The organism is Emticicia fontis (assembly GCF_054779675.1).
In genome coordinates this window covers 1-22,890 of sequence record NZ_BAAGXU010000014.1, presented here as the reverse complement: position 1 = coordinate 22,890, position 22,890 = coordinate 1, and the positions used below count along the sequence as shown (strand labels likewise).

Here is a 22,890-nt window from a genome sequence, read left to right as displayed (position 1 = left end):
ACAAATGAATATTCAAGGAAAATCAAAAGAAGAAGCAACTTACGACGCCATCGTTGTAGGTTCAGGTATATCAGGTGGTTGGGCTGCGAAAGAATTGTGTGAAAAAGGGCTCAAAGTTTTAATGCTTGAGCGAGGACGCGATATTAAACACATAACAGGTTATGAAACCGCAGGCAAAAATCCGTGGGAATTCCCGCATAGAGGTAAAGTAGATAATATGGCGCGTGAGGAGTACTGGGCAAATGTCCGTACGGGTTATACAGCAAACGAAGAACACCGCCATCATTTCGAAAACGATAAACAAAATCCTTATCTTGAAAAACGTGGTTTTGACTGGATTAGAGGGTATCATGTAGGTGGCCGTTCGTTGATGTGGGGTCGTCAAAGTTACCGTTGGAATGAAAGAGATTTCACGGCAAACTTAGAAGACGGACACGGCATTGACTGGCCTATCCGTTATAAAGATATAGCGCCTTGGTATAGTTATGTAGAGACTTTCATAGGAGTAAGTGGTTATAAAGAAGGTTTGGATGTATTGCCTGACGGTAATTTCCAGCCGGGTATGGAAATGAACTGTGTAGAGAAAGAAGTACGTAATTCGATCCAGAAAAAATTTAATGGTCGCCATGTAACTATTGGCCGTGCGGCGCATATCACTAAGCCTACGCAGATACAAACCGAATTAGGCCGTGTTTCTTGCCAGTATCAGAATGCTTGTATGCGTGGTTGCCAGTTCGGGGCTTATTTCAGCACCCAATCGGCTACTTTGCCTGCGGCTAATAAAACAGGTAACCTGACTTTAATGGCAGATAAGATTGTGCATGAAGTTCTATTTGATGATGAGAAAGGTAGAGCAACTGGTGTAAGAACCATCGACCAGAATACCAAAGAGCAAAGAGATTTTTACGCAAAAATTATCTTCCTGAATGCTTCTGCTATCAATTCAGCATGGATTATGATGCAGTCCAAATCTAAGACTCACCCGAATGGCTTAGGTAATGAATCAGACCAATTAGGAAGAAATATCATGGATCACCACTTAGCTGTAGGTGCTTCGGGTACTTTCGAAGGGATGGAAGATATGTATTACTATGGTCGCCGTGCCAATGGTATCTATATTCCTCGCTTCACAAACTGGGGTAGCGATAAGAGAAAAGACTTTGTGAGAGGGTTTGGCTACCAGGGTGGTGCAAGCCGTGAAGGTTGGGGTAGAGGTAACTACAAAGAAGGTTTCGGTGCAGATTTCAAAGAGTCAATCACTACGCCTGGCCAATGGACTTTTGGTATTGGTGGTTTTGGAGAAACTTTGCCTGACGAAAACAACCGTTTCACGCTTTCAAATGATAAAGATAAATGGGGTTTGCCTGTCGTACAATTTGATGCAGCATGGGGCGAAAATGCCATAAAAATGCGTGGAGCCATGCAGACTGAAGCCGCTGAAATGTTGGAGGCAGCCGGGTTGAAAAATATCAATTCTTATAATGATATGAGTAAGAATCCGGGCATTGGTATTCACGAAATGGGTACTGCTCGTATGGGTAGAGATAAGAAAACATCTGTGCTGAATAGCAATAATCAGGTATGGGGTGCGCCAAACGTATTCGTGACTGATGGTGCATTTATGGTGTCTGCTTCTTGCGTCAACCCATCTTTAACTTACATGGCAATGACTGCCCGCGCAGCAGATTTTGCAGTAAAAGAGTTGAAAAAGATGAATCTCTAATGTATCACGATTTTTCAAATCGTTTAGAAACTCTATTGTAGAATCTGATTGATTTCATTTCTACAAAATTCTAAGAGACGACGATTTAAAAAATCGTGAAACATAAAAAGGGCTTCGAATTTGATTCGAAGCCCTTTGCTTTATATTTTATTCAATTTCTGTAATACTTCTTTCAATTCCTGTTCACTGATTTCTCCAGTAGCACTCCAGGTTCGCCTGCCTTTTTTGATGATAATATAAGTCGGATTTTCTTCTACTTTAAATACCGACGCCAGAATATCATTTTTTTCAGAATCTACTTTCAATAATTTTACTTGTTTGTTTTCATCGGCAACCTTATTGAGTAGGGGAGTCATTTTTTTGCAGATATCGCACCACTCTGTATAAAAATGAATCAATACAATATCATTCGACCTTACGATGTCATCCAGATTCTGTAAAGTTAAGGCTGCAATTGGTTTGGTATCAGTGCTTGTTGATACATAAGGCTTGCTTGAGGCTGTCCATTGAGCAAAACCTCCATTCAAATCATACACTTCTTTAAAACCTAAGGTTCTTAGAAAAGCGGCTGCATCAGTACTGCGTTTGCCCGAAAAACAGTAGAGTAGCACAGGTTTGGTTTTATCCAATTTCTTCTTGGCTAAATCTTCAAAATCGTCATCTGTAAAATTAATATTGGTGGCGCGTTTGATATGGGCAATCGCAAATTCAGAGGGAGTGCGAACATCTACCAGTTGCGCAGTTGCTCCGATTACTTTGATTTTATTATCAAAATCGTTGACGGATAAAGAATAGATATCTTTATTTTGTGCGTATAGCGATAGGCCAGTCAAAATAAAAAACAGCGAAAATAGAGATTTCATTAATCTATTAAGGTAGTAAAATAAAGATAACTTTTTCGAATAAGGTCTATTCAGATTCTGTAACGAATCTACAGATAAATTATTGAATAGCTGATGCAATCAATTGATTAATTCTGCTGTTAGTTGCCTGTATGTATAAAACTCTGTACAGATAGACTTCTAGGCATAGCTAATATTCCTTCATAATCAATTTCATCAAAAGTCAAATCGTCAGGAATTTTATCTTCAGCGCTATGATTCACAATCATATTGTAGTACTGAAAACTATCTAAAGGAACAGACAAACGATAAAGTACTGTGTTATCAAGATTTTTGTTTTCCATTTTCCAGATAGCTAGTTTCGTTTTTTCATCGAGCACTTTCACGGTAAATTTCACTCCCTGAAAACAATCAATAACAATACCATTTCCTGAATTCTGAACTGATTTGATGAAATAGGTATCCGGCCCTAACCCTTTGCTGACCAGAACGGTAGAATCTGTTACGGTAAATGAATAATGGTTCTTTAAGACTTTCGGGCAGAAGATGTACTTAGTACCGTTGAGCTCCTGTGCCTCAAACCATTTTCTGGGAAGCTGACTCAATAAAGGGTCATTTTTAAACGACCACAATTCGTTTATTTTCTTAGATGCCTTAAAGTCGCGGCAAGCGCGCTGAATAAGCGATTCATGATAATCATCAAACGCCAGCTTCTCAATCAGATTCTGAGAGAAAACAGAGTTTTTAGTGGTATCAATAAAAACGCCGTATCTTTTTTTAATCATCTTATCAGGATTATCAGGATAAATGGTGATAGTCTGATTATAAAAGCTTCGGTAAACGGTTTCTGATAATTTTTTAGAGCTTTGCGCACAAAGGTTAAAAACAAAAAGGCATAGTAATCCACCAATAGTAATTGTCTTCATTGTAGCACGAGTATAGATTCATCAACTTTGTGATTAAGCGGTGCAAAAATCGTGCTAAAAAAGGTTTTTTATGTAAATCTGAGTGGTTAGTTATAAGTGGCTTATAGTGAGGTGTTTATGGTGTTAAGTTTAAACATATTTGTAAAGAGCTATCTTTGGAATAGTTATTGTTGTGCCACTCAATCACTTTTTTGCTTGACTAAACGGGATAGATCAAACAAAGTATTGCTCGTATAGATAAACGAAGAATAACACAACCAGTATGGTTTTACCAGAAACCTTTCTAAACACTTTGAAAACACAATTCTAAGTAGGAAATTTAAGGAATGGCTAGTGGTCCACAACTGGCCGTCCCCAAAACAAAATTGACATGGTAAAGAAATTGAATACAAGTAGCAGAGGCATCATTGATTCTGTACCTGAAGTAGAATCAAAAAAAGTTGCCTATATGGTGAGAACCTTTTTGAATGAGTATAATAATGTTTTCCGAGTCCCAGCCACTCAAAAAGTATCGGAAAAGGTAGACGCTACGGTGACTACCTTTTTGGATGAGGATAGAAATGGTTTCCGGGTGTGAGTCAGCATTTATAAAAAAACTATAAATCAACTGTCACCTTTTCAGTTTTGTGCATCATAGCGTAAAGCAAAATCTAAAATGACCGAACCAACGCAGAATTTCTGGGAAACTGCCTATAAACAAAACATTGGTAAAATGCTTGGCATTTGCTATCGCTATGTGCGAGATAAGCAGATTGCCGAGGATTTGGCACATGATGCATTTCTGAACGCTATTGATAAATCGTCAACTTATAAAGGTGAAGGGCATTTTGATGCCTGGCTCAGAAAGATAGCCGTAAATGAAGCCTTACAATATTTAAGAGAACAGAAGAAAAAGGAATATCATAATGAATGGATGCAATATGAAAATGAAAATATGGAAACGCATGAAGAAATGTTGACTATGGATTTCAGCGAGGCAGAATTATTAGATGCCATTAATCAATTGCCAGAGCATCATAAAATGGTATTCAATTTATATGTAATTGATAAATTCAGTCATGCAGAAATAGCGCAGGAGTTAGGTATCAACGAAAATACTTCAAAATCGCATCTGGCAAGGGCGAGAAAGAAAATCAGAAAGATATTATTGGAGAAAAAAGATAAGAAACAGACAGTATGGGCTTTGTTCTTGCCATTCAAACGCTGGAATATAGATAAGACTTATCAAAAGGCATTTCTGGATTTTGAAATAGAGCCAACCCATTTGTTGACGATTGATACAAGCGATTCTCCGACTATCACCCTGCCAAAATTTAACCCTCATCCACTTGTTTCAAAAAATTTTATTAATGCGGGTATTGCCTTAGGAAGTGTGGCAGTAGGTTTATTTACAGTGCTTATCTTATTAGAACAAGAACCGAAGACTGAGGCTGATAAAGAGATAGCAAACTATGTAAAACCTACTGAATTCGTAGCAGAGAGGGTGGCAAATTCCGATAATCAGGATAGTACGGGTATTTTTATAGATAATCATGTAGGTAAACTCAATACATCAAAAAATAGTGATTCTTTAAGTGCAACTATTGCCAATAATCCCATCATAGCTGATGAAAACAATTTAAAAAGCACAGATATGAAAAGGTTAAACACAGTAGGCGCATTATTATTGGCAGGCGCTGCCAGTATGGGGTTTGATTCTTCAAAAAATCAGGAAATTAAATTCGGATCGGGTTTGAAACTCCCTAAGATTCAATTGCAACAGCTACCCCAAGAAAATGATTTTGTTTTAAAAAGAAAAGAAGGAGAGGGCGTTTTCAATGCTTCAAAAATATTGTGGTCATCCAAAGATCATAATGTTTCTATGAAGGGTATCGGTATGAGAGCAAAATTTGGAAAGGATAAATTTAATGCAACAGGCACTGTTTCTTTTTTAGGTGAAGTATATTACTTATTGATTGATGGAGAAGAGGTGCCTTTTGATAAAGATATAAAACTTTCAAGCGGAGACTATTCTGTAAAATCATTAAGTATCCAACAATCCATCCAAAAATATGGAGATAAAGGAAAAAAGGGGGCGGTTGAAATAGTAAAGCTTTGATAAATTAAGTACTAACTCGTTGGGTGAAATTGTATACAAAGATTTTTAATATACCGTCTCTACGTGACTTAAGAGTTAATTTAGCTGTTTTCTCTACCGATATAACATCCCTATGGGATATTTTTAGTCCCGTTAGGGAAGGTATATCGGCGGCCGCCGCGCGGTAGTAAGAATCTGAATTTCCGAATCTCTGTATGCCGACTGGGCGTCTCCGTAGGGATAATATATTTTTAATTTCACTCAATGAGTTAAATACCATTTTTTAAAATATAAACTCAATAATAACGATATGCATTTTAGAGTTCAGCACTCAATTACAGGTCTTTTAGGGCAATGCGCTATCTTATTTTTGCTGGTTCAATCCATGGGCTTCTCGCAGGGAAGTCATTTAGATAGCTCAATCGTGAGTTTTATGACTGAGAAAAAGATTCCGGGCTTTGCTGCTTGCAAGGTAGAAAATGATAGAATTATCTGGTCAAAAGCCTACGGTCAAGCTAATATTGACAAGAAAACGCCTATGAGTATTGATGGGATTATGAATATAGGTTCTATATCAAAGACATTTACTGCTACGGCAATTATGCAACTGTGGGAGAAAGGGAAGATAAAATTAGAAGCAGATGTAAATGATTATGTAGGTTTTACCTTGAGAAACCCGAAATTTCCAGATAAGCCAATTACTATTTTTCAGTTATTAACACATACTTCATCTATCCGTGATGGAGAATCCTATAATCACAGTTATGCCTGCGGAGACCCGACGATTAGCCTTCATGACTGGATATATGATAATCTTAACGAAAAAGGTAAGCTCTTTAGCAACGGAGATAATTTCCATGATTTCGCACCGGGAGAGAAAGAAAAATATTCAAATATTGGTTTCGGACTTTTAGGTCTTATTGTAGAAAAGGTCTCTAAGCAACCATTGAATATCTATTGCAGAGAATTCATCTTCAAACCTCTTGGCATGGACAAAACCGGATGGATGCTGAGTGAAGTAGATACAAGTAATTATATCATCCCCTATGCTTTTGTTACCAAAGAGAATAGAAATGAACTATTGGAGAATAAGGCATTATTTCCAAAAAATCCTGAGTTGAAAGAAGGTAGTCTTGTGGCTCATTGTCTCTATAGTTTCCCTAATTATCCTGATGGACTTGTCAGAACAAGTATAAGAGAATTATCTTATTTCTTAAGAGCCATGATGAATAAGGGGCAACTAAATGGCGAAAGAATTCTGAACGAAAGTACTGTTTCAAAAATGCTTACCTTGCAAATTGAGGGCAATAATAGGAGAGGTTTATGTTGGGCAAAAACTGAATATAAGCTACCTGAAAAAACTATTTCGTTATGGGGGCATGGTGGTGGCGACCCAGGTATTGCTACTTCTCTTTTATTCAATCCAATTGATAAAACCGGCGTAATCACATTTCAGAATAGTGAAGCCGGTGGAACAGCAGATATTGTTAAGAAGATATATATGAAGTAAAATAAAGACTTAGCGCCTGTTTAAATAGTATCTTCATGAAAATATTATTTAAACAGGCGCTAAAATATGATTGATTGCTGGCTTTAATAAACAAATTCGCCAAACTCGCTTTTAATAGTTACTTGTTTGGTTTCAGACGATTCTACGCGGCCAATAATCTGCGCATCAATATTAAAAGACTGAGCGATTTCGATAATGCGTTGGGCATATTGTTGTGGAAGGTATACTTCCAAACGATGCCCCATATTAAATACCTTATACATTTCCTGCCAACTGGTACCGCTTTGTTCATGAATCATTTTAAACAATGGCGGAATCGGGAACAGGTTATCTTTAATGACATGGAGTTTGTCAATAAAATGCAAAACCTTGGTTTGAGCACCACCACTACAATGCACCATGCCGTGAATATGCGGACGAAGCTCATCTAAAAATACCTTGACTACCGGAGCATAGGTGCGGGTAGGGGATAAGATGAGTTTACCCACATCTGGCAATTTATCTAGGGTTTCTTTGTTGAGTGTGGCATTATATGCTTCTGTGGCTGTTTCATCAGTCAATGATTTTTTGCCACTGTATATCAATGAGAAATCAATATCTCCATCGAAACTTTCAGGGTATTTTTCGGCGTAGATCTTATCCAATACATCATGACGGGCAGAAGTCAATCCATTGCTACCCATACCGCCATTGTATTGTTTTTCATAAGTCGCTTGCCCATAAGATGCTAAGCCTACAATTACATCGCCTGCCTCTATGCGGTCGTTAGAAATCACATCGGCTCTTTTCATGCGGGCAATAAGCGTGCTGTTAACGGCAATTGTTCTTACCAAATCACCTACGTCAGCTGTTTCGCCACCTGTGCTATATATTTCAATGCCATGGCTACGAAGCATTTCTAAACATTCCTCTGTACCATTGATAATTTCAGCAATGACCTCTCCCGGAATCTTGTTTTTGTTTCTATCAATACTTGAAGAAATCAGCATTGGCCCAACCGAACCTACACACAGTAAATCATCGGTATTCATGACGATAGAGTCCTGCGCAATACCTCTCCAGACTGATAAATCTCCGGTTTCTTTCCAATATAAATAAGCCAGAGAAGTTTTTGTGCCCGCGCCGTCTGCGTGCATGATGTTACAGTACTCGGCATCTCCACCCAAAGTATCAGGTGAGATTTTGCAGAAAGCCTTCGGGAATAAACCTTTGTCAAGCTTTTCAATCGCTTTGTGAACATCTTCTTTGGCGGCAGAAACACCGCGTTGCATATAACGGTCGGTACTCATCTATAATTGGTTTTTGGTGCAAAGGTACGGAAAAATGTCTTTGTGTGCCGAAATAAATTGAATGCTTAAGCTATTTTACACGTTTCCGTTTTTCTAAGTCAAATTTCTCGCCTTTTTCCAGAATCAGAAATTTCATTTCATTACGATTCTTTTGCGCCTCAAAAATCATTACCTGACTTTCTCCCATTACTTCTGCTATCTTATTGCCTTCTACATAAAAGGCTGTATTTTCATCTATACCAACACCTAATAATTCAGGATTCTGCAAGATTAAGCCAATCAGACGATTTTGTCTCTGGCGTTTAATAAAATGCTGGTCGACAATAATGTTGGTCATTAATCCTAACCCTTTTTTGATTTCTACTTTCGAGCCGTCGATCACTTTAAAATCACCCTCTCCTGTAATCATCTTCTGGCTCATGATTGCTGTCCCTGCACTTGTTCCGGCAAATACTACTTTGTTTTTATATTGAGTGTGCAGAGCATTGAATAATTCTTCATCCTGTAAAACTGCCATGATTCGGGTCTGATCTCCACCACAAAAAAATACACCTGTGGCCGATTTCAACTGATTCAGAAAGATAGCTTTTGTGTCAGGTGTTAGAGGAGATAAAGAAGCCTTTTCGACCTTAATTTTTGAAAGTGCTGCAATATCTTTATTAAAGGCATCAAAGCTTTCATCCTGTACACCACTTGCCCATGGAATCACCAGGATTTTGCCATTCTCTTTACCGCTTAACTCTATGAATTTCGTGAGCACATCGGGTGTGCGTTTACCGCCGCCAATCATTATTAAACGTTCTTGCGCAATTACAGAAGTACTTAATAGTATGAAAAAGAGAAAGATTAATCGTAGCATTTTAGATTTATTAAGATTGTCTATATATTTGGATGAAGGATACAACACTAATTACTTATTTTAATTCTATTCACCGAAAATACAAATCTATGAAAAAATACCTTTTCATTCTTTCTATCTCTCTAGCCGCGTGCGAAAATAAAACTGAACAACAAGACTGGCAACTCACACCTTTTGTTAAACAAGATGCCGACAATCCTGTTTTAAGTGCGAATGATACCACCACTTTTGATGATCCTATTTTGAAAAGAACCATTAACTGGGAAGCAAAAGATGTTTATAACCCATCGGCAGTAATAAAGGATGGAAAAGTGTACTTATTATATAGAGCAGAAGATACACTGAAAGTAGTAGATGGTACTTCTCGCCTGGGTTTGGCTGTGAGCGAAGACGGTATTCATTTCGTACGTCAGCCTAAGCCTGTATTTTATCCGTCAGAAGATTTCATGAAGAAGTATGAGTACCCGGGAGGTTGTGAAGACCCACGTCTGGTGGCAAGTCCTGATGGTAAATATATATTGACCTATACTGCATACGATGGCAAGACTGCCCGCTTATGTGTAGCCTCATCGCCTGATTTACAAACATGGAAAAAAGAAGGCTTAGCTTTCAAAGATGCCAAGTATGAAAGTCTATGGTCGAAATCAGGGGCGATTATCTGCGAGAAAGTAAACGAGAAATTTATCGCCAAAAAAATCAATGGTAAATACTGGATGTATTTTGGTGATACTAACCTTTTCTTAGCGAGTTCAGATAACCTGACAGATTGGGCACCTCTGGAGGGAGAGGATGGAAAACCTAAGCCAATCGTAAAACCAAGAGAAGATAATTTTGATAGCTGGCTGGTAGAGTCTGGCCCGGCGGCATTTATCACAGATAAGGGTATCCTATTAATATATAATAGCGCCAACAAAGGTTTTCAGAATAAAGCCACTGATACCAAGAATGCTTACAGAGCCGGACAGGTATTGTTTGATAAAAATGACCCAACAAAAGTCATTGACCGTTCTAAAACCTTTTTCTTTGAGCCTGATAAACCTTATGAATTAACCGGACAGGTAAATAACGTGGTTTTTGTGGAGGGTCTGGTAAACTTTAAAGACCGTTGGTTTTTATACTATGGCACAGCCGATTCAAAAATTGCAGTAGCTGTCAGCGATAAAAAGTAATCGGACTATATAACTTATAATATATAAGGGGAATTCTGAACAAAATTCCCCTTATATATTATTAAGTATGCTGTCGCTGATTTATCCTTCATCTCCCCAATTCAACAATTTCTCAAAAGCTGCATCTATTTTTTCGAACTCAAAGCTTTTAATCACGTCGTTCATCATTTGCACAATTTCACCATTGCATAGATTGCCTATACTTCCCTCTAAGGTATGATTCAATTCTCTAGAGGCTTCGTAAGTGCCTCCGAAAATCTCATCTTTTACCTGTAGATAAGCATCTCTGAAAGGTAAGCCTTGAATCACCAATTCGTTCACTCTTTCAACAGAGAAAATCGGGTCATATTTTTTATCTGCCAGCAAATCTTCTTTCACCTGAATATTTGGTAACATCATGGCCGTAATATCAAGACACTCGATTATCTGATCAAATGCAGGCATCAGAATTTCTTTCAGAATCTGCATATCTCTGTGATACCCACTTGGTAGGTTGCTTGTTACAAAAGCCAGTTCGGTAGGTAAACCTTTCAAGCGATTAGCTTTTGCCCTTAACAATTCAGCTACATCAGGATTCTTTTTGTGAGGCATGATACTGCTGCCCGTAGTGAAATCGTCAGGTAAAGTCAGGAATCCGAAATTCTGTGAATTATACAGGCAAATATCCATTGCCATACGCGATAGGGTAGTGGCTAATGAAGTCAATGCCGAGAGAACCACATATTCAGTTTTACCTCTGGTCATCTGCGCATATACTACATTATAATTGAGGTCGTCAAAACCTAGAAGCTCTGTCGTCAATGTCCGGTTTAGTGGGAAAGAACTACCGTAACCAGCTCCAGACCCTAAAGGATTTTTATTGACAACTTTGTAAGCGCCCTGCAAGATATTCACATCGTCTACCAGACTTTCGGCATAGGCACCAAACCAAAGCCCGAAAGAAGACGGCATGGCAATTTGCAGGTGCGTGTAACCGGGTAGCAAATCATTCCTATGTATTTCACTCTTTTCAATCAGGTTTCTGAAAACCAATTCGATCTTCTGAACAATAGTTCGCACCTGATGGCGCATGAATAGTTTTAAGTCTACCAATACTTGATCATTACGAGAGCGTCCGCTGTGGATTTTTTTACCTGCATCGCCTAATGCCTGAGTCAATAGCCATTCTACCTGAGAGTGTACATCTTCGATATTTTTCTCAATCGAAAACTTGTCATTTATAATATCATTGTATATCTTTCGGCATTGTTTTAATAGACTCCCTAACTCATCGGCTTCGAGTAAGCCAATTGATTCTAACATGATGGCATGTGCCATGGAGCCGAGTACATCAAACTCAGCCAGGTATAAATCCATCTCACGGTCGTGCCCAACCGTAAAGTTTTCAATTACATTATTTTCTGAAGTATTTTTACTGCTTTCCTTTTGCCAGAGTTTCACAACGTACGTGTTTGATTTGAACACAAATATAGGAGATGAAAATTACTGGGAATAAAATTTTATAAGTTTTTAATAAACACTTACTTGTGCAACATTTTTAGCACGATTTTTGCACTATTTATAAGACAATGACTGTATGATTCCAAATGTAGATTGGTTTTGTTGAGTGAAAAGCTGCTATTTCAGAGGGTTTTTGTACATACTGGAAATAAAGCCAGTAAAATAATATTTTGGCACGGATTTAGTTAAATGCCACATTTAGTGGTACAAATACTATGCCATATTACGCCGTTTAATAATATTATTTGCTGAGTTATTTCAGAACATCAAAAAGTGAAAAATAATAATTGCCTGAGTGAGCCTGCATTTGTGACGTTTCCCAATTATTATCGTCTTATTGCCATATAAGAAAGAATACTGATTTTATATTTTTGAATTCCAGATACATTTTTACTATTGAGTGAACCTTTACAATTTTACACGATGAAGAAAAGTTATACCTTTTCAGGTAGATGCTTGGCATCTGTTTCTTCTGCTTTCAGATTTCTGTCAATCACAAAGCTTGAAACTGTATGGTTTTTAGCTGGGTTGATACCGTCAGATAATCGTGTTTTTTCTGCTAAAGTTTCTTCGCAAATTGCTTTTCAAAGCCTTTGTACTCGTAGTAGTCTTCCAATGGTAATTCAATTTATGAAAATGAATTAATCTCTTTGAGATATAGCATTTTTCGTGCTGTTGAATTAAAAATTATTGAGTGACTGCCTAGCGGCAAATTTTGAGATATACTATTTAAAATGAAGATTAAACCTTTATCACGCCTTTTGATGCAATTGCTTGTTACCACAGCTATGGTAATGGCTTATGCAACTATTCGTGCGAATGATGGAAATCAGCAAAAATCAGGGAAGAGAGTATTGACCGCAGAGGTTCCGGTAAAATGGAGCAAAATGACATTGAAAATCCTGAAAGGCACGCAGGGAGGTTCACCTACTTATGGTTCTCGTTCACTAGGTTATATGGGACTAACCATGTACGAATGTGTTGTACATGGTAATACAGTCTATAAATCATTAGCAGGCCAGTTGAATGGCTTGGCTAATTTGCCACAACCAGATGCTACTCTTAAATACAACTGGGAAATATCACTTAACGCAGGACAATCTTATCTGCTCAAACAGTTATACGAACAAACTTCTGCTGCAAACAAAACCAGTATTGATTCGTTGGAGAATGCTATCTATAAAACAGAGCCTGATAAAGAAGTAGCTGAGCGTTCTGCCAGATATGGTCAGGAAATCGCTAAGGCTATTTTTGAATGGTCGAAAATAGATGGAGGTTATCAAGGTTACAAACGTAACTTTGATAGTACTTATTCTTTACCTAAAGTTGATGGATCCTGGCAAGCACCACCTAAAGGACAGGCTCCTGTAGCCCTACCTCTACATCCTTACTGGGGTAAAAATCGTACCTTCATTTCTGCCAACGGTCAATTGGAAATTCCTAAAAAAATTCCTTATAGTTACCTGAAAGATTCTGATTACTATAGTCAGATGTATGAAGTATATAAAATGAGAAGTACGCTGACTCAGGAGCAAAAAGAAATTGCTAACTGGTGGGGCGATGATCCTTCTGAAACCTTCTCACCTCCGGGGCATTCTTATAATTTAGCAACCATTACTATTGTTACGGCGAAGGCAGATTTTTTCAAGGCTACGCAGACATACGCAAAGGTAGGGATGGCGGTAGCTGATGCTTTTATTAACTGCTGGAAATGCAAGTACTACTACCATGCGCAACGTCCGTGGTTTTTTATCTTTTACAATATCGCCACCCTTTGGGATTTATACTGGCCTGAACCTCCTTTCCCGGCGTTTTATTCAGGGCATGCAGCACAGGCAGCAGCAACAGCCACAGTATTAGCAGATCTGTATGGCGACCATTTCAAATTGGTAGATGATTCTCACGTAGGCAGACCAATGGATACAGAACGTGTGGTAGAATACAAAGCCCGGAAATTCAGTTCATTCTGGCAGGTAGCCATTGAGACGGCGGATGCCCGGATGTATGGAGGCATTCATACCTGCCATGATAATGAAGTAGGTTTAAAAGAAGGAACTAAAATTGGCAATAATGTCAATGCTTTGTCTTGGCAAAGCTAAATTTACTTTAAAGTGAATAATTCGACCGTCAAAGGTCTTTTTATATTAATAACTATTGAGTGTAACAATTACAATTACCATGAGAAATTTTACATCTTGGTTCACAGGTGTTAGCAGAACTTTCATATTCAGAAAGGCAAATACTTTGCTAATCACTTTATTCCACCTATTATTACCTAAAAAGCTAAATGGCTTGCCTTATGAGCCAATATTAGCTTCTGTATCTGGCGATACATCCCAAGTTAATAAAGCTCGGGCGGCTCGTCTGGTAACAGGGAGATATTTGGCAGCTTTTATGGCTGTATTATTCTCATGGTTCAATACCTCAATAGCAGAAGCTCAAAATGCTCCGCTCAACTGTGATAAATATTATATGTTGGTTGGAGAATTAGTTTCTTCAGGAAGTACACAAGTAGCCCGCACCGATGTATATCAATTCGGAGCTAGTACTGGTTTACTCAACTGTAAGTTTGAAAGTGGTGGTGGAGAAGGAATGTGTGTAGACCCAACTAAAAATATAGCTTATATAGCTACTTGTTGTAATCAAGGTCAAATACGAATTTATAACTATAATACAGCTTCTTTTGAAACACCTATAACTATTTCGGGTGAAGATTTATTAGATGCTACCCTTTCGGCAGATTATGCCTATTTATATGTAACTAGTTATAATAAAGTTTTTAGAATAAGTACCTCATCAAGAACAGTTGTTTCTTCTTTTTCTAAAGCTAATGCAAATAACACTTCGGCAAAAGAATTCTGGGGTGTAGCGGTTCGTCCGACTTCTGGTAAGGTATTCTTCACTACAAACTGGCAGTTTGGTAATGGAACAAGTACAATTGAAATGCTTAACGCTGATCTTTCGGGCACAAGCACAAGAATAACAACAGCTCCGTCTGGATTTTATTATAGAGGTATTACATTTGATACTGATAGCAATATTTGGGCAGTATTAGCTAATAATAATAATCAGGCTGACCGTTTAGTAAAATATACTTTAAATACAAATGGATCAGTAGCTAGCACAACTACCTATTATTTTAAAAAACCAACTGTAAGTGATGGAAATGCAAATGAAGGAGACGTAAATCCATTTGACATAGCATTTGGTCCTGGAGGCGATATTTACGTGACGACTTTCTCAGGAGACTGTGTTACTAAAATTGATTATAGTTCCTTAAGCGCTAATACATCAAACGGATTCTCAACTTACATACAATATCAGGCTGGAGTATCCGGCAAATCAATTACATTCGTTTGTGGTAACTTTAAATGTGATTGTACTGCCCCTGCCCTTAAACTTGATGATCTGGTAATGAGTGGAGGTACTTGTAATGGTGGAACAGCCAAAAATAATGGAAGTGTTACCGTTACAGGTTTAACCTATAGTTCTTCTTCTATTATAAAAGCAGACATTAATCAGGGCGCAACTTATGGCACAACACCAATCTACGGAGCAGGTTCAAATAAAACATTACAGTCGGGTTATACAACTATCACTTTTACTGGCTTAAAACCAAATACTCAATATACTATACGTGTATGGGGTGGTAAAGATGCCTGTTATAATGATATTACTTTCACAACCCCATCGGCCAATTGCTGTACCAACTGTATCTCAAACAACTTTGTAAGCAATGGTGATTTTGCATCAGGTAATACCAATGGTTGGACAAAGGATCCTTCAGGTAGTAGTTTTGGCGTTCTCAGTGGTTATGGAGTTTTAAATATTAACGATGAGGTTGGGCCTTTTAAAGTTTATCAAGATATTACGGATGGTGTAGAGGGAGGTAAAGCCTACACACTTTCTGGTGAAGCAGCTTCACATAATAGACCAGAAAGTAATATTGCACAGATTTATTTAGAAGCTTACAATGGTAGTACGCTTGTAGGAACATCCTCTAAATTTGATGTAGTAACTAACATTGATGCTACAGGCTTAATACCATTTAATATTACTTATTCGATACCTGCCAATGCAACTAAAATACGAGTTGTTGGCTATTGTAAAGGAAGGGCACTCAAGTTTGATAATCTAGTATTAAGCAGATGTTATGATCCAATCGCTCTTAACTTAGCGGCTAAAGCCGATCCTATCTGTGACCAAAGCACTGGCTCGATAACAGTAACAGCTACTGGTGGAAGTGGAGAATATGAATATAGCAAAGATAATTCGATCTGGCAAGCATCAAATATATTTACAGGTTTAACAGCAGCTACTAATAGTACTACCTATACTATATATGTAAGAGATAAAAACACCTCATCAAGTGCTTGTAAGAAGAATATACAGATTACCTTAAAGTGTGTGCCTTGTGTTTGTGTATCAAATAACTTTGTTAAGGTACCTGATTTCGGTACTTCAGCAGGAGACATAAGCAACTGGGTTAAGCAAAGTGGGACATTCGAAATTGGCACTGGTAATAACCCTACTGGTTTTTTTGCTATTCTTAATAATAGTAATAGTAGCACAGATAGTTATGCATATCAGGAACTAGATGCCGTTGCAGGCAAAACCTATACGTTGAATGCTATTGCTGCTTCTCACGGAATAGCTAATTCGACAGCAGAGTTATACTTTGTATTTTACAATGGAGCTACTGCACTAGGCACTTCTACAAAAACAATAGGAATAGAAAACATTTCCTATAATGGTTCGAACCTTACAGCCATTACTCCGATTTCAATGTTGGCACCGGCAAACACTAATAAGGTAAGAATATATGCTCATGCCAAAAACAATGCTTTGAAATTTGATAACGTTAGTCTTACAACTTGTTATGATGCAGCAGTGGATGGTTCATTAACTAAAACAGATATTGAATGTGGACAAACTAATGGAACAGTAACTGTAACAGCGACTGGCGGAAGCGGAAGCTACGAATATAGTAAAAACAATACTGACTGGCAGACCTCAAATATATTTACATTACCAGCAGGTACTTATACTATATATATAAGAGATAAAAATGCCAGTACTTGTACCAAGAACCTGTCGGTAACCTTAACTGCCAAACCAAGCCCGGCAATCTCTGTTACCAGTGCTAAAATTTGTTTAGGCGAAACAGCACAACTGGTAGCAAGTGGATGTTCAGGTACTGTGAGCTGGCCGTCAGGTGGTACTGCAAATGGAAACACGTTCTCGGTTAAACCAACAGCTCAGGGTACTACAAGTTATACGGTTACATGTACAGCCACCAATGGGTGTACTGCACAAGCAACGGGTACTGTAACCACTGCACCAAAACCAACAGTTAATGTAGATGATTTAACCATCTGCGAAGGTGTAGCAGGAACATTAAAAGCAACCGGATGCACTGGCACTGTAACGTGGACTGGAGGTGGAACGCCAAGTGGATCATCTCTATCTGTAAATGCAGCAGGTACTTATGAAGCTACCTGTACATTAACAACCAATGGTCAATCATGTACTGCTACCGATAAGGTAGTAGTCACCATGAATAGCAAACCACAAATTAGTGTACAAGATCAAACAACTTGTGTAAATGTAGAAGCAACATTAACTGCAAGTGGGTGTTCAGGAGGTACTATCACATGGGACACTGGTGCAAGCGGCTCATCAATAAAAGTTACTAAAACTTCGCAAGGAACTTATTCTTATACAGCTACTTGTACTATCACATCCAATGGCCAATCATGTACTAATACAGCAACAGGTAAACTGACTGTTAATCCGAATCCTACTATTAGTGTTGATACTAAAACCATATGTGTAGGACAGAGTGCAACTTTAACAGCTAGTACTTGTACTGGAACAGTATCATGGAATACAGGCGCTACCGGATCAATCCTTACAGTTAGTCCGACTGCGACAACAAACTATACTGCTACTTGTACTATTACTGCAACAGGTTGTAAAGCAACAGCTACCGGAACAGTTAATGTTAATCAATTACCAGCTAAACCTACACTTACACCAAACAATCCTTCAATTTGTTTAGGTGAAAGCGTGACTATAACCGCTACTGGTTGTAGTGGAACACTGCTTTGGTCAAATGGCCAAACAACAAGTGCTATCACAGTTTTCCCAACAACTACAACAACTTATTCAGCTACCTGTACTTCTACTACTACGACTTGTACAAGTGACCCGGCTACAGCTACAGTAAATGTGACGAATACCGATCCGATTATGGTAACATCATCGGCTTGTACTACCTCAGCTACTTCTGCAAACCCTACTGCACCTGCATTGAATTTCAATATATTTACTGAGGGAGGAATCGTATTGACATCGGGTGATATTCATTCAGGTATCGCGTCAGGAACTACGATAGAGCTGAAGGGTACAACTAATATTACAGGAGAAAATCCAAATGGTTATTCAAGTAAACCAACAGTTGGAGGAGATCTTACCTATATTTATTCGGCAGGTAGAATTATATATACTTCAGGTAATGGTGTGAATGTGAATGGTGGCGGATTTGCCAAAGTGTGTGATATTAATGGCTCAGCATTCTTTGCTAATGGCGGAAATTCACGCATTACTGCTGGAAGCTTTAACCAAACACCAGCAATCAACATAAATACTTCTCAGGCTGCAGGTACATGGCAAAACGGATGTGGAACCATTAACTTCGGTACAGCATTCACCTCTTTGAGAAATTCAGCGACTTCAATGAGTGGCTTTACTGCGAATGTTACACCAACATTTGATCCTGGCAATACTACACAGCCTAAATTGACACTTCAGGCAGGTACTAATGTTTGGAACCTTACAGGTGCACAATTAAATGCTTACTCAACTATAGTATTTAATACTACTCCGGATGCAAGTAAAACTTTAGTGATTAATGTAAATGCGTCTGGAAGCTTTACCTTGAATTTACCAAATATCTCTGGTATTGGCGATTCTCAGGGACAATTCATTATCTGGAATTTCTATAATGCTACTAACCTGACTGTTTCAGGTTCGAGCGCCACTATGAAAGGAACATTGTTTGCTCCGAATGCAGATGTTACTAAAAATAGCAGTTCGAATATTGATGGACAAGTGATTGCAAAATCATTTATCATGAATGGTGGAGAAGTACATTATCACAAATTCAATTCTAGTATTGATTGGGGAACGAGTTGTGTAGATATATGCGCGGGTTCACCAGTAACGCTAACTGCAAGTGGATGTACTTCAACAGTAACCTGGACAGGTGGAGGAATTAACAAAACCGGAAATTCAATTGTTGTAAATCCGCTTATTACGACTACTTATACCGCTACTTGTGGAACAGGTTTATGTAAATCAAGTGCGGATATTACAGTTAAAGTAATACCGGCACCAACAGTTACACTTGCAAAAACTGATATAAGCTGTAATGGTAAAAATGATGGTACAATAACAGCTACCGCACAAGGTGGAACTGCACAATATACATTCAGTATCAATGGCACAACCTTTACTTCTACTCCGGCAGCTTCTAATGTCTTCACTGGATTAGCACCTAATACTTATACAATTACTGTAAAAGATAGCAAAGGTTGTACTGCTACAGCAACTATCACTATTACACAACCTGAAAAACTGGTAGCTACTGCTACTAAAGTTAATCCGAATTGTGAAAAAACAAATGGTTCAATAGATCTTACAGTAACAGGTGGTACTACACCATATACCTATAAATGGTCTACTACTGAAACAACTGAGGACCTTACAGGAAAAGGAGAGGGTGTTTATACAGTAACAGTAACAGATAAGAACGGTTGTATTGCAACAACATCGGTTACACTAACACCGCAGGATTGCGTATTTGACTTAGCCTTAACCAAAAAATTAAGTAATACAGCAATTGCTTATAAACCGGGTGACCCTGTTACATTCAATATCGCAGTAATTAATCAGGGAACAGTTACAGCAAAAAATATTAAAGTAACTGATTATATCCCAACAGGCTTAACATTGAATGATGCTAACTGGTCTTCACCGGCTGGTGGTCAGACAACCAATAATACTGCCATTGCAAGTCTTGCACCTGGTGCTTCAACCACTATCAATATTACTTTTACAATTAATAGTAATTACGAAGGTGCAAGTATCGTAAACAGAGCAGAGATTAGTTCAGCTTCAAATGATAAATCATTAAATGATAAAGACAGTACTCCTGATACAATTGTAGGCAATGATGCAGGTGGAAAAGAAGATTCACCTTCTGATGATGCAGTAAATGGGAATGGTACAGGAACACCTTTAGATACAAACGCAGCAACTGATGAAGATGATGCTGACCCTGCAAAAGTGACCATCACTCAGACGTTTGATTTAGCCTTAATTAAGAAATTAGCTAGGGGTCAGGCAACAATTGTGAAACAGGGTGATAATGTGAACTATGTAATTGAGGTGAAAAACCAAGGTACTTTAACAGCTCAAACAGTTACGGTTACTGATTACATACCAGCAGGAATGAGTTTTGTAGCAAGTCCTGGTTGGACAAGTTCAGGCAGCACAGCCACCAATACAACGATTACCAACTTATTACCGGGAGCAACGAGCACATTAGCGATTACCTTGAAAGTAAATGCTGATTATGAAGGAGAGAAATTAGTTAACCGATCAGAAATCAGTTCAGCGACGAATGCCTTAAATCAACCTGATAAAGACAGTACACCGGATTCAGTATTAGGTAATGATAAAGGCGGTAAAGAAGATAGTGCAGCTGACTTTACAGATAACAACCAGAATAATGGTAATGGAACGGGAGCAGTAGGCGGCACAGATCCGGCAACGGATGAAGATGATGAAGACCCTGCCTCAGTATCAGTGAAACAGGAGTTTGATTTAGCCTTGAAGAAAGAATTGCAAACGAGTACACCGGTGAAACCTGGGGATAATGTAACGTTTGTGATTACAGTGAAGAATCAGGGGACTTTGGACGCGACGAATGTAAAAATCTCGGATTACATACCAGCAGGTATGAGTCTGAATGATGCAAGTTGGACAGGCAGTCCGGCACAGAAGACTTTACCGGGCACGATTGCGAAGAATGGTGGAACCGCAACGACTACAATCATTCTGAAAGTAGACAATACACCAACGGTACAAGGCCAAAAGTTAGTTAATCGTGCAGAGATTACATCTGCGAATAATAGTCTGAATAAACCAGACAAAGATAGTACCCCTGATGCGATTTTAGGTAACGATAAAGGAGGAGCAGTGGATACCCCGGCAGATAATGCAATGGATGGTGATGGCACAGGAACAGTAGGTGGAAATGATCCATTGACAGATGAAGATGATGAAGACCCTGCGTCAGTACAGATACAGACCTACGATTTAGCTTTGGTGAAAGTGTTGACTACCACAGGAGCAATAGCACCAGGTAGTGATGTGACTTTCACAATCAAGGTGAAGAATCAGGGAACAATCGGAGCAACTAATATTCAGGTGACAGATTATGTACCAACAGACATGACGTTGAATGATACAAACTGGAACCTGGCGGGCAATTTAGCGACATTGAAGACACCGATAGCGAGTTTGGCAGCAGGAGCAGAGACAAGTGTGACAATCAAATTGAAAGTGAAGAGTACGTTTGAGGGGACGAAGATTGTCAACAGAGCAGAGATTTCATCAACAGGCGATAGCTATGTAGATAAAGACAGCAAACCAGATCAAACGGTAGGTAATGATGCGGGTGGTAAAGTAGATGATATAACAGACTTCACAGACAATAGTCAGAACAATGGAGATGGTACAGGTACACCAGATGGCACAGATGTAACGAAGGATGAAGATGATGCTGACCCTGCAAGTGTTACAATTACTCAAACTTTTGACTTAGCCTTAGATAAAAAATTGGCTGTTGGTCAGGCATATGTAGTAAATCCGGGGGATTTAGTTAAATATACAATAACTGTATATAATCAGGGAACATTAACAGCAAAAAATACTATAGTTACTGATTATATTCCGGTAGGAATGGAATTAGCAGATGCAGCATGGACATCTAATTCTGCAACAATGGCAACGCTTACAACGCCAATTGCAACATTAGCACCAGGAGCATCTACTTCAGTAAATATTACATTGAGACTTAAAGCTGACTTTACAGGTAAAGAAGCAATCAATACAGCTGAAATTAGTTCAACTAAAAATGATTTAAATCAACCAGATAAAGACAGTACCCCTGATACAACTAATGGAAATGGAACTGAGTCTAATCCTAAAAATGATGTAGTCGATGAAGATGGTAAAAATGGTGGAGACGAAGACGACCACGATATTGAGAAAATAGAAATTTGTCAGGTAAAACTTACTGTTAGCAATATTAATGATGTAAAATGTTTCGGTGGAAACGATGGTAGTGCAACTGCTACAGCATCAAATGGAGTACCTGCTTATACTTATGCCTGGAGTAACGGACAAATTACCCCAACTGCAACAGGTTTAACAATAGGTACTTATACTGTAACAGCTAAAGATTCAAGAGGATGTTCTGCAACTGCAACAGTAACAATAAGCCAACCAACTCAAATTACAGTCACAGTTACTCCTGAGGTTGTAAAATGTTATGGAGAGAAAACCGGCACAGCAACTGCGAATGTAAGTGGTGGTTCACCGGTTTATAGTTATAAATGGAATGATGCCTTACAGCAAACAACTCAAAAAGCTGTAGGACTTGTTGCGGGGACATATATAGTTACAATAAAGGATTCACATAACTGTACGGCAACTGCAAGTACTGTAATTACACAACCACAAGCACCTTTAACGGCGACAACAGATAAGACAGACATCAAATGTTTCGGAGACAAAACAGGTAAAGCAAGTATCACAGTAAGTGGCGGTACGCCAGGTTATACTTACCAATGGTCGAATGGCGGTACAACCGCTGAAATCACTGGCTTGGGTGCAGGCACTTATACCGTAACGGTAACGGATGCG

Annotated in this window: 12 protein-coding genes; 7 read left to right on the top strand and 5 right to left on the bottom strand. The window is 38.5% G+C overall.

All coding sequences use genetic code 11. From position 1 onward, the window contains the following. The first annotated feature begins 4 nt into the window (after nt 1–4). Nucleotides 5–1,723: a GMC family oxidoreductase gene (locus ACYVFA_RS08230; RefSeq protein WP_460471337.1), complete on the top strand. Its 1,719-nt coding sequence runs from the start codon at nt 5–7 to the stop codon at nt 1,721–1,723. Between the two features lie 140 nt (nt 1,724–1,863). Here ACYVFA_RS08230 and ACYVFA_RS08225 read toward each other — a convergent pair whose 3' ends face one another. Together ACYVFA_RS08225 and ACYVFA_RS08220 are read right to left on the bottom strand one after the other, a co-directional pair. After that, nucleotides 1,864–2,586, bottom strand: a complete 723-nt coding sequence (locus ACYVFA_RS08225) for a rhodanese-like domain-containing protein (protein WP_460471336.1) — start codon at nt 2,584–2,586, stop codon at nt 1,864–1,866. 119 nt (nt 2,587–2,705) lie between these two features. After that, complete coding sequence (locus tag ACYVFA_RS08220; protein WP_460471335.1) at nt 2,706–3,491, bottom strand: hypothetical protein; 786 nt, start codon at nt 3,489–3,491, stop codon at nt 2,706–2,708. 370 nt (nt 3,492–3,861) lie between these two features. On the opposite strand from ACYVFA_RS08220, the gene ACYVFA_RS08215 reads away from it, so the two are divergent. From ACYVFA_RS08215 to ACYVFA_RS08205, 3 genes are all read left to right on the top strand, one after another. Continuing rightward, nucleotides 3,862–4,068, top strand: coding sequence for a hypothetical protein (locus tag ACYVFA_RS08215; protein WP_460471334.1), 207 nt, complete (start codon nt 3,862–3,864; stop codon nt 4,066–4,068). Between the two features lie 78 nt (nt 4,069–4,146). Continuing rightward, on the top strand, nt 4,147–5,589 hold the full coding sequence (locus ACYVFA_RS08210) for an RNA polymerase sigma factor (RefSeq protein WP_460471333.1): 1,443 nt from the start codon (nt 4,147–4,149) through the stop codon (nt 5,587–5,589). Nucleotides 5,590–5,878: 289 nt separating this feature from the next. Further along, nucleotides 5,879–7,078 carry a serine hydrolase domain-containing protein gene (locus ACYVFA_RS08205; RefSeq protein ID WP_460471332.1) on the top strand — a complete coding sequence of 400 codons (1,200 nt, stop codon included), beginning with the start codon at nt 5,879–5,881 and terminating at the stop codon, nt 7,076–7,078. Between the two features lie 83 nt (nt 7,079–7,161). On the opposite strand, the gene ACYVFA_RS08200 is transcribed toward ACYVFA_RS08205, so the two are convergent. After that, entirely contained in the window at nt 7,162–8,367 is a 1,206-nt protein-coding gene (locus ACYVFA_RS08200; protein WP_460471331.1) for an AIR synthase family protein, read from the bottom strand. Nucleotides 8,368–8,437: 70 nt separating this feature from the next. Next, nucleotides 8,438–9,226 carry a cyanophycinase gene (locus ACYVFA_RS08195; protein WP_460471330.1) on the bottom strand — a complete coding sequence of 263 codons (789 nt, stop codon included), beginning with the start codon at nt 9,224–9,226 and terminating at the stop codon, nt 8,438–8,440. A gap of 89 nt (nt 9,227–9,315) precedes the next feature. Here ACYVFA_RS08195 and ACYVFA_RS08190 point away from each other — a divergent pair, with 89 nt between their 5' ends. Then, entirely contained in the window at nt 9,316–10,395 is a 1,080-nt protein-coding gene (locus ACYVFA_RS08190) for a glycoside hydrolase family 130 protein (RefSeq protein ID WP_460471329.1), read from the top strand. A gap of 81 nt (nt 10,396–10,476) precedes the next feature. Here ACYVFA_RS08190 and argH read toward each other — a convergent pair whose 3' ends face one another. After that, nucleotides 10,477–11,835: an argininosuccinate lyase gene (argH, locus tag ACYVFA_RS08185; protein ID WP_460471328.1), complete on the bottom strand. Its 1,359-nt coding sequence runs from the start codon at nt 11,833–11,835 to the stop codon at nt 10,477–10,479. A gap of 794 nt (nt 11,836–12,629) precedes the next feature. On the opposite strand from argH, the gene ACYVFA_RS08180 reads away from it, so the two are divergent. Both ACYVFA_RS08180 and ACYVFA_RS08175 read left to right on the top strand, forming a co-directional pair. Continuing rightward, on the top strand, nt 12,630–13,994 hold the full coding sequence (locus ACYVFA_RS08180) for a vanadium-dependent haloperoxidase (RefSeq protein WP_460471327.1): 1,365 nt from the start codon (nt 12,630–12,632) through the stop codon (nt 13,992–13,994). A 79-nt stretch (nt 13,995–14,073) separates the two neighbouring features. Further along, nucleotides 14,074–22,890: collagen-binding domain-containing protein (locus ACYVFA_RS08175; RefSeq protein ID WP_460471326.1), on the top strand; the 8,817-nt coding region annotated here is incomplete at its 3' end.

Coding starts and splice junctions, on each gene's coding strand:
- ACYVFA_RS08230 (WP_460471337.1), top strand. CDS start 5: ATGAATATTCAAGGAAAATCAAAAGAAGAAGCAACTTACGACGCCATC.
- ACYVFA_RS08195 (WP_460471330.1), bottom strand. CDS start 9,226: ATGCTACGATTAATCTTTCTCTTTTTCATACTATTAAGTACTTCTGTA.
- ACYVFA_RS08225 (WP_460471336.1), bottom strand. CDS start 2,586: ATGAAATCTCTATTTTCGCTGTTTTTTATTTTGACTGGCCTATCGCTA.
- ACYVFA_RS08210 (WP_460471333.1), top strand. CDS start 4,147: ATGACCGAACCAACGCAGAATTTCTGGGAAACTGCCTATAAACAAAAC.
- ACYVFA_RS08215 (WP_460471334.1), top strand. CDS start 3,862: ATGGTAAAGAAATTGAATACAAGTAGCAGAGGCATCATTGATTCTGTA.
- ACYVFA_RS08220 (WP_460471335.1), bottom strand. CDS start 3,491: ATGAAGACAATTACTATTGGTGGATTACTATGCCTTTTTGTTTTTAAC.
- ACYVFA_RS08200 (WP_460471331.1), bottom strand. CDS start 8,367: ATGAGTACCGACCGTTATATGCAACGCGGTGTTTCTGCCGCCAAAGAA.
- ACYVFA_RS08205 (WP_460471332.1), top strand. CDS start 5,879: ATGCATTTTAGAGTTCAGCACTCAATTACAGGTCTTTTAGGGCAATGC.
- ACYVFA_RS08180 (WP_460471327.1), top strand. CDS start 12,630: ATGAAGATTAAACCTTTATCACGCCTTTTGATGCAATTGCTTGTTACC.
- ACYVFA_RS08190 (WP_460471329.1), top strand. CDS start 9,316: ATGAAAAAATACCTTTTCATTCTTTCTATCTCTCTAGCCGCGTGCGAA.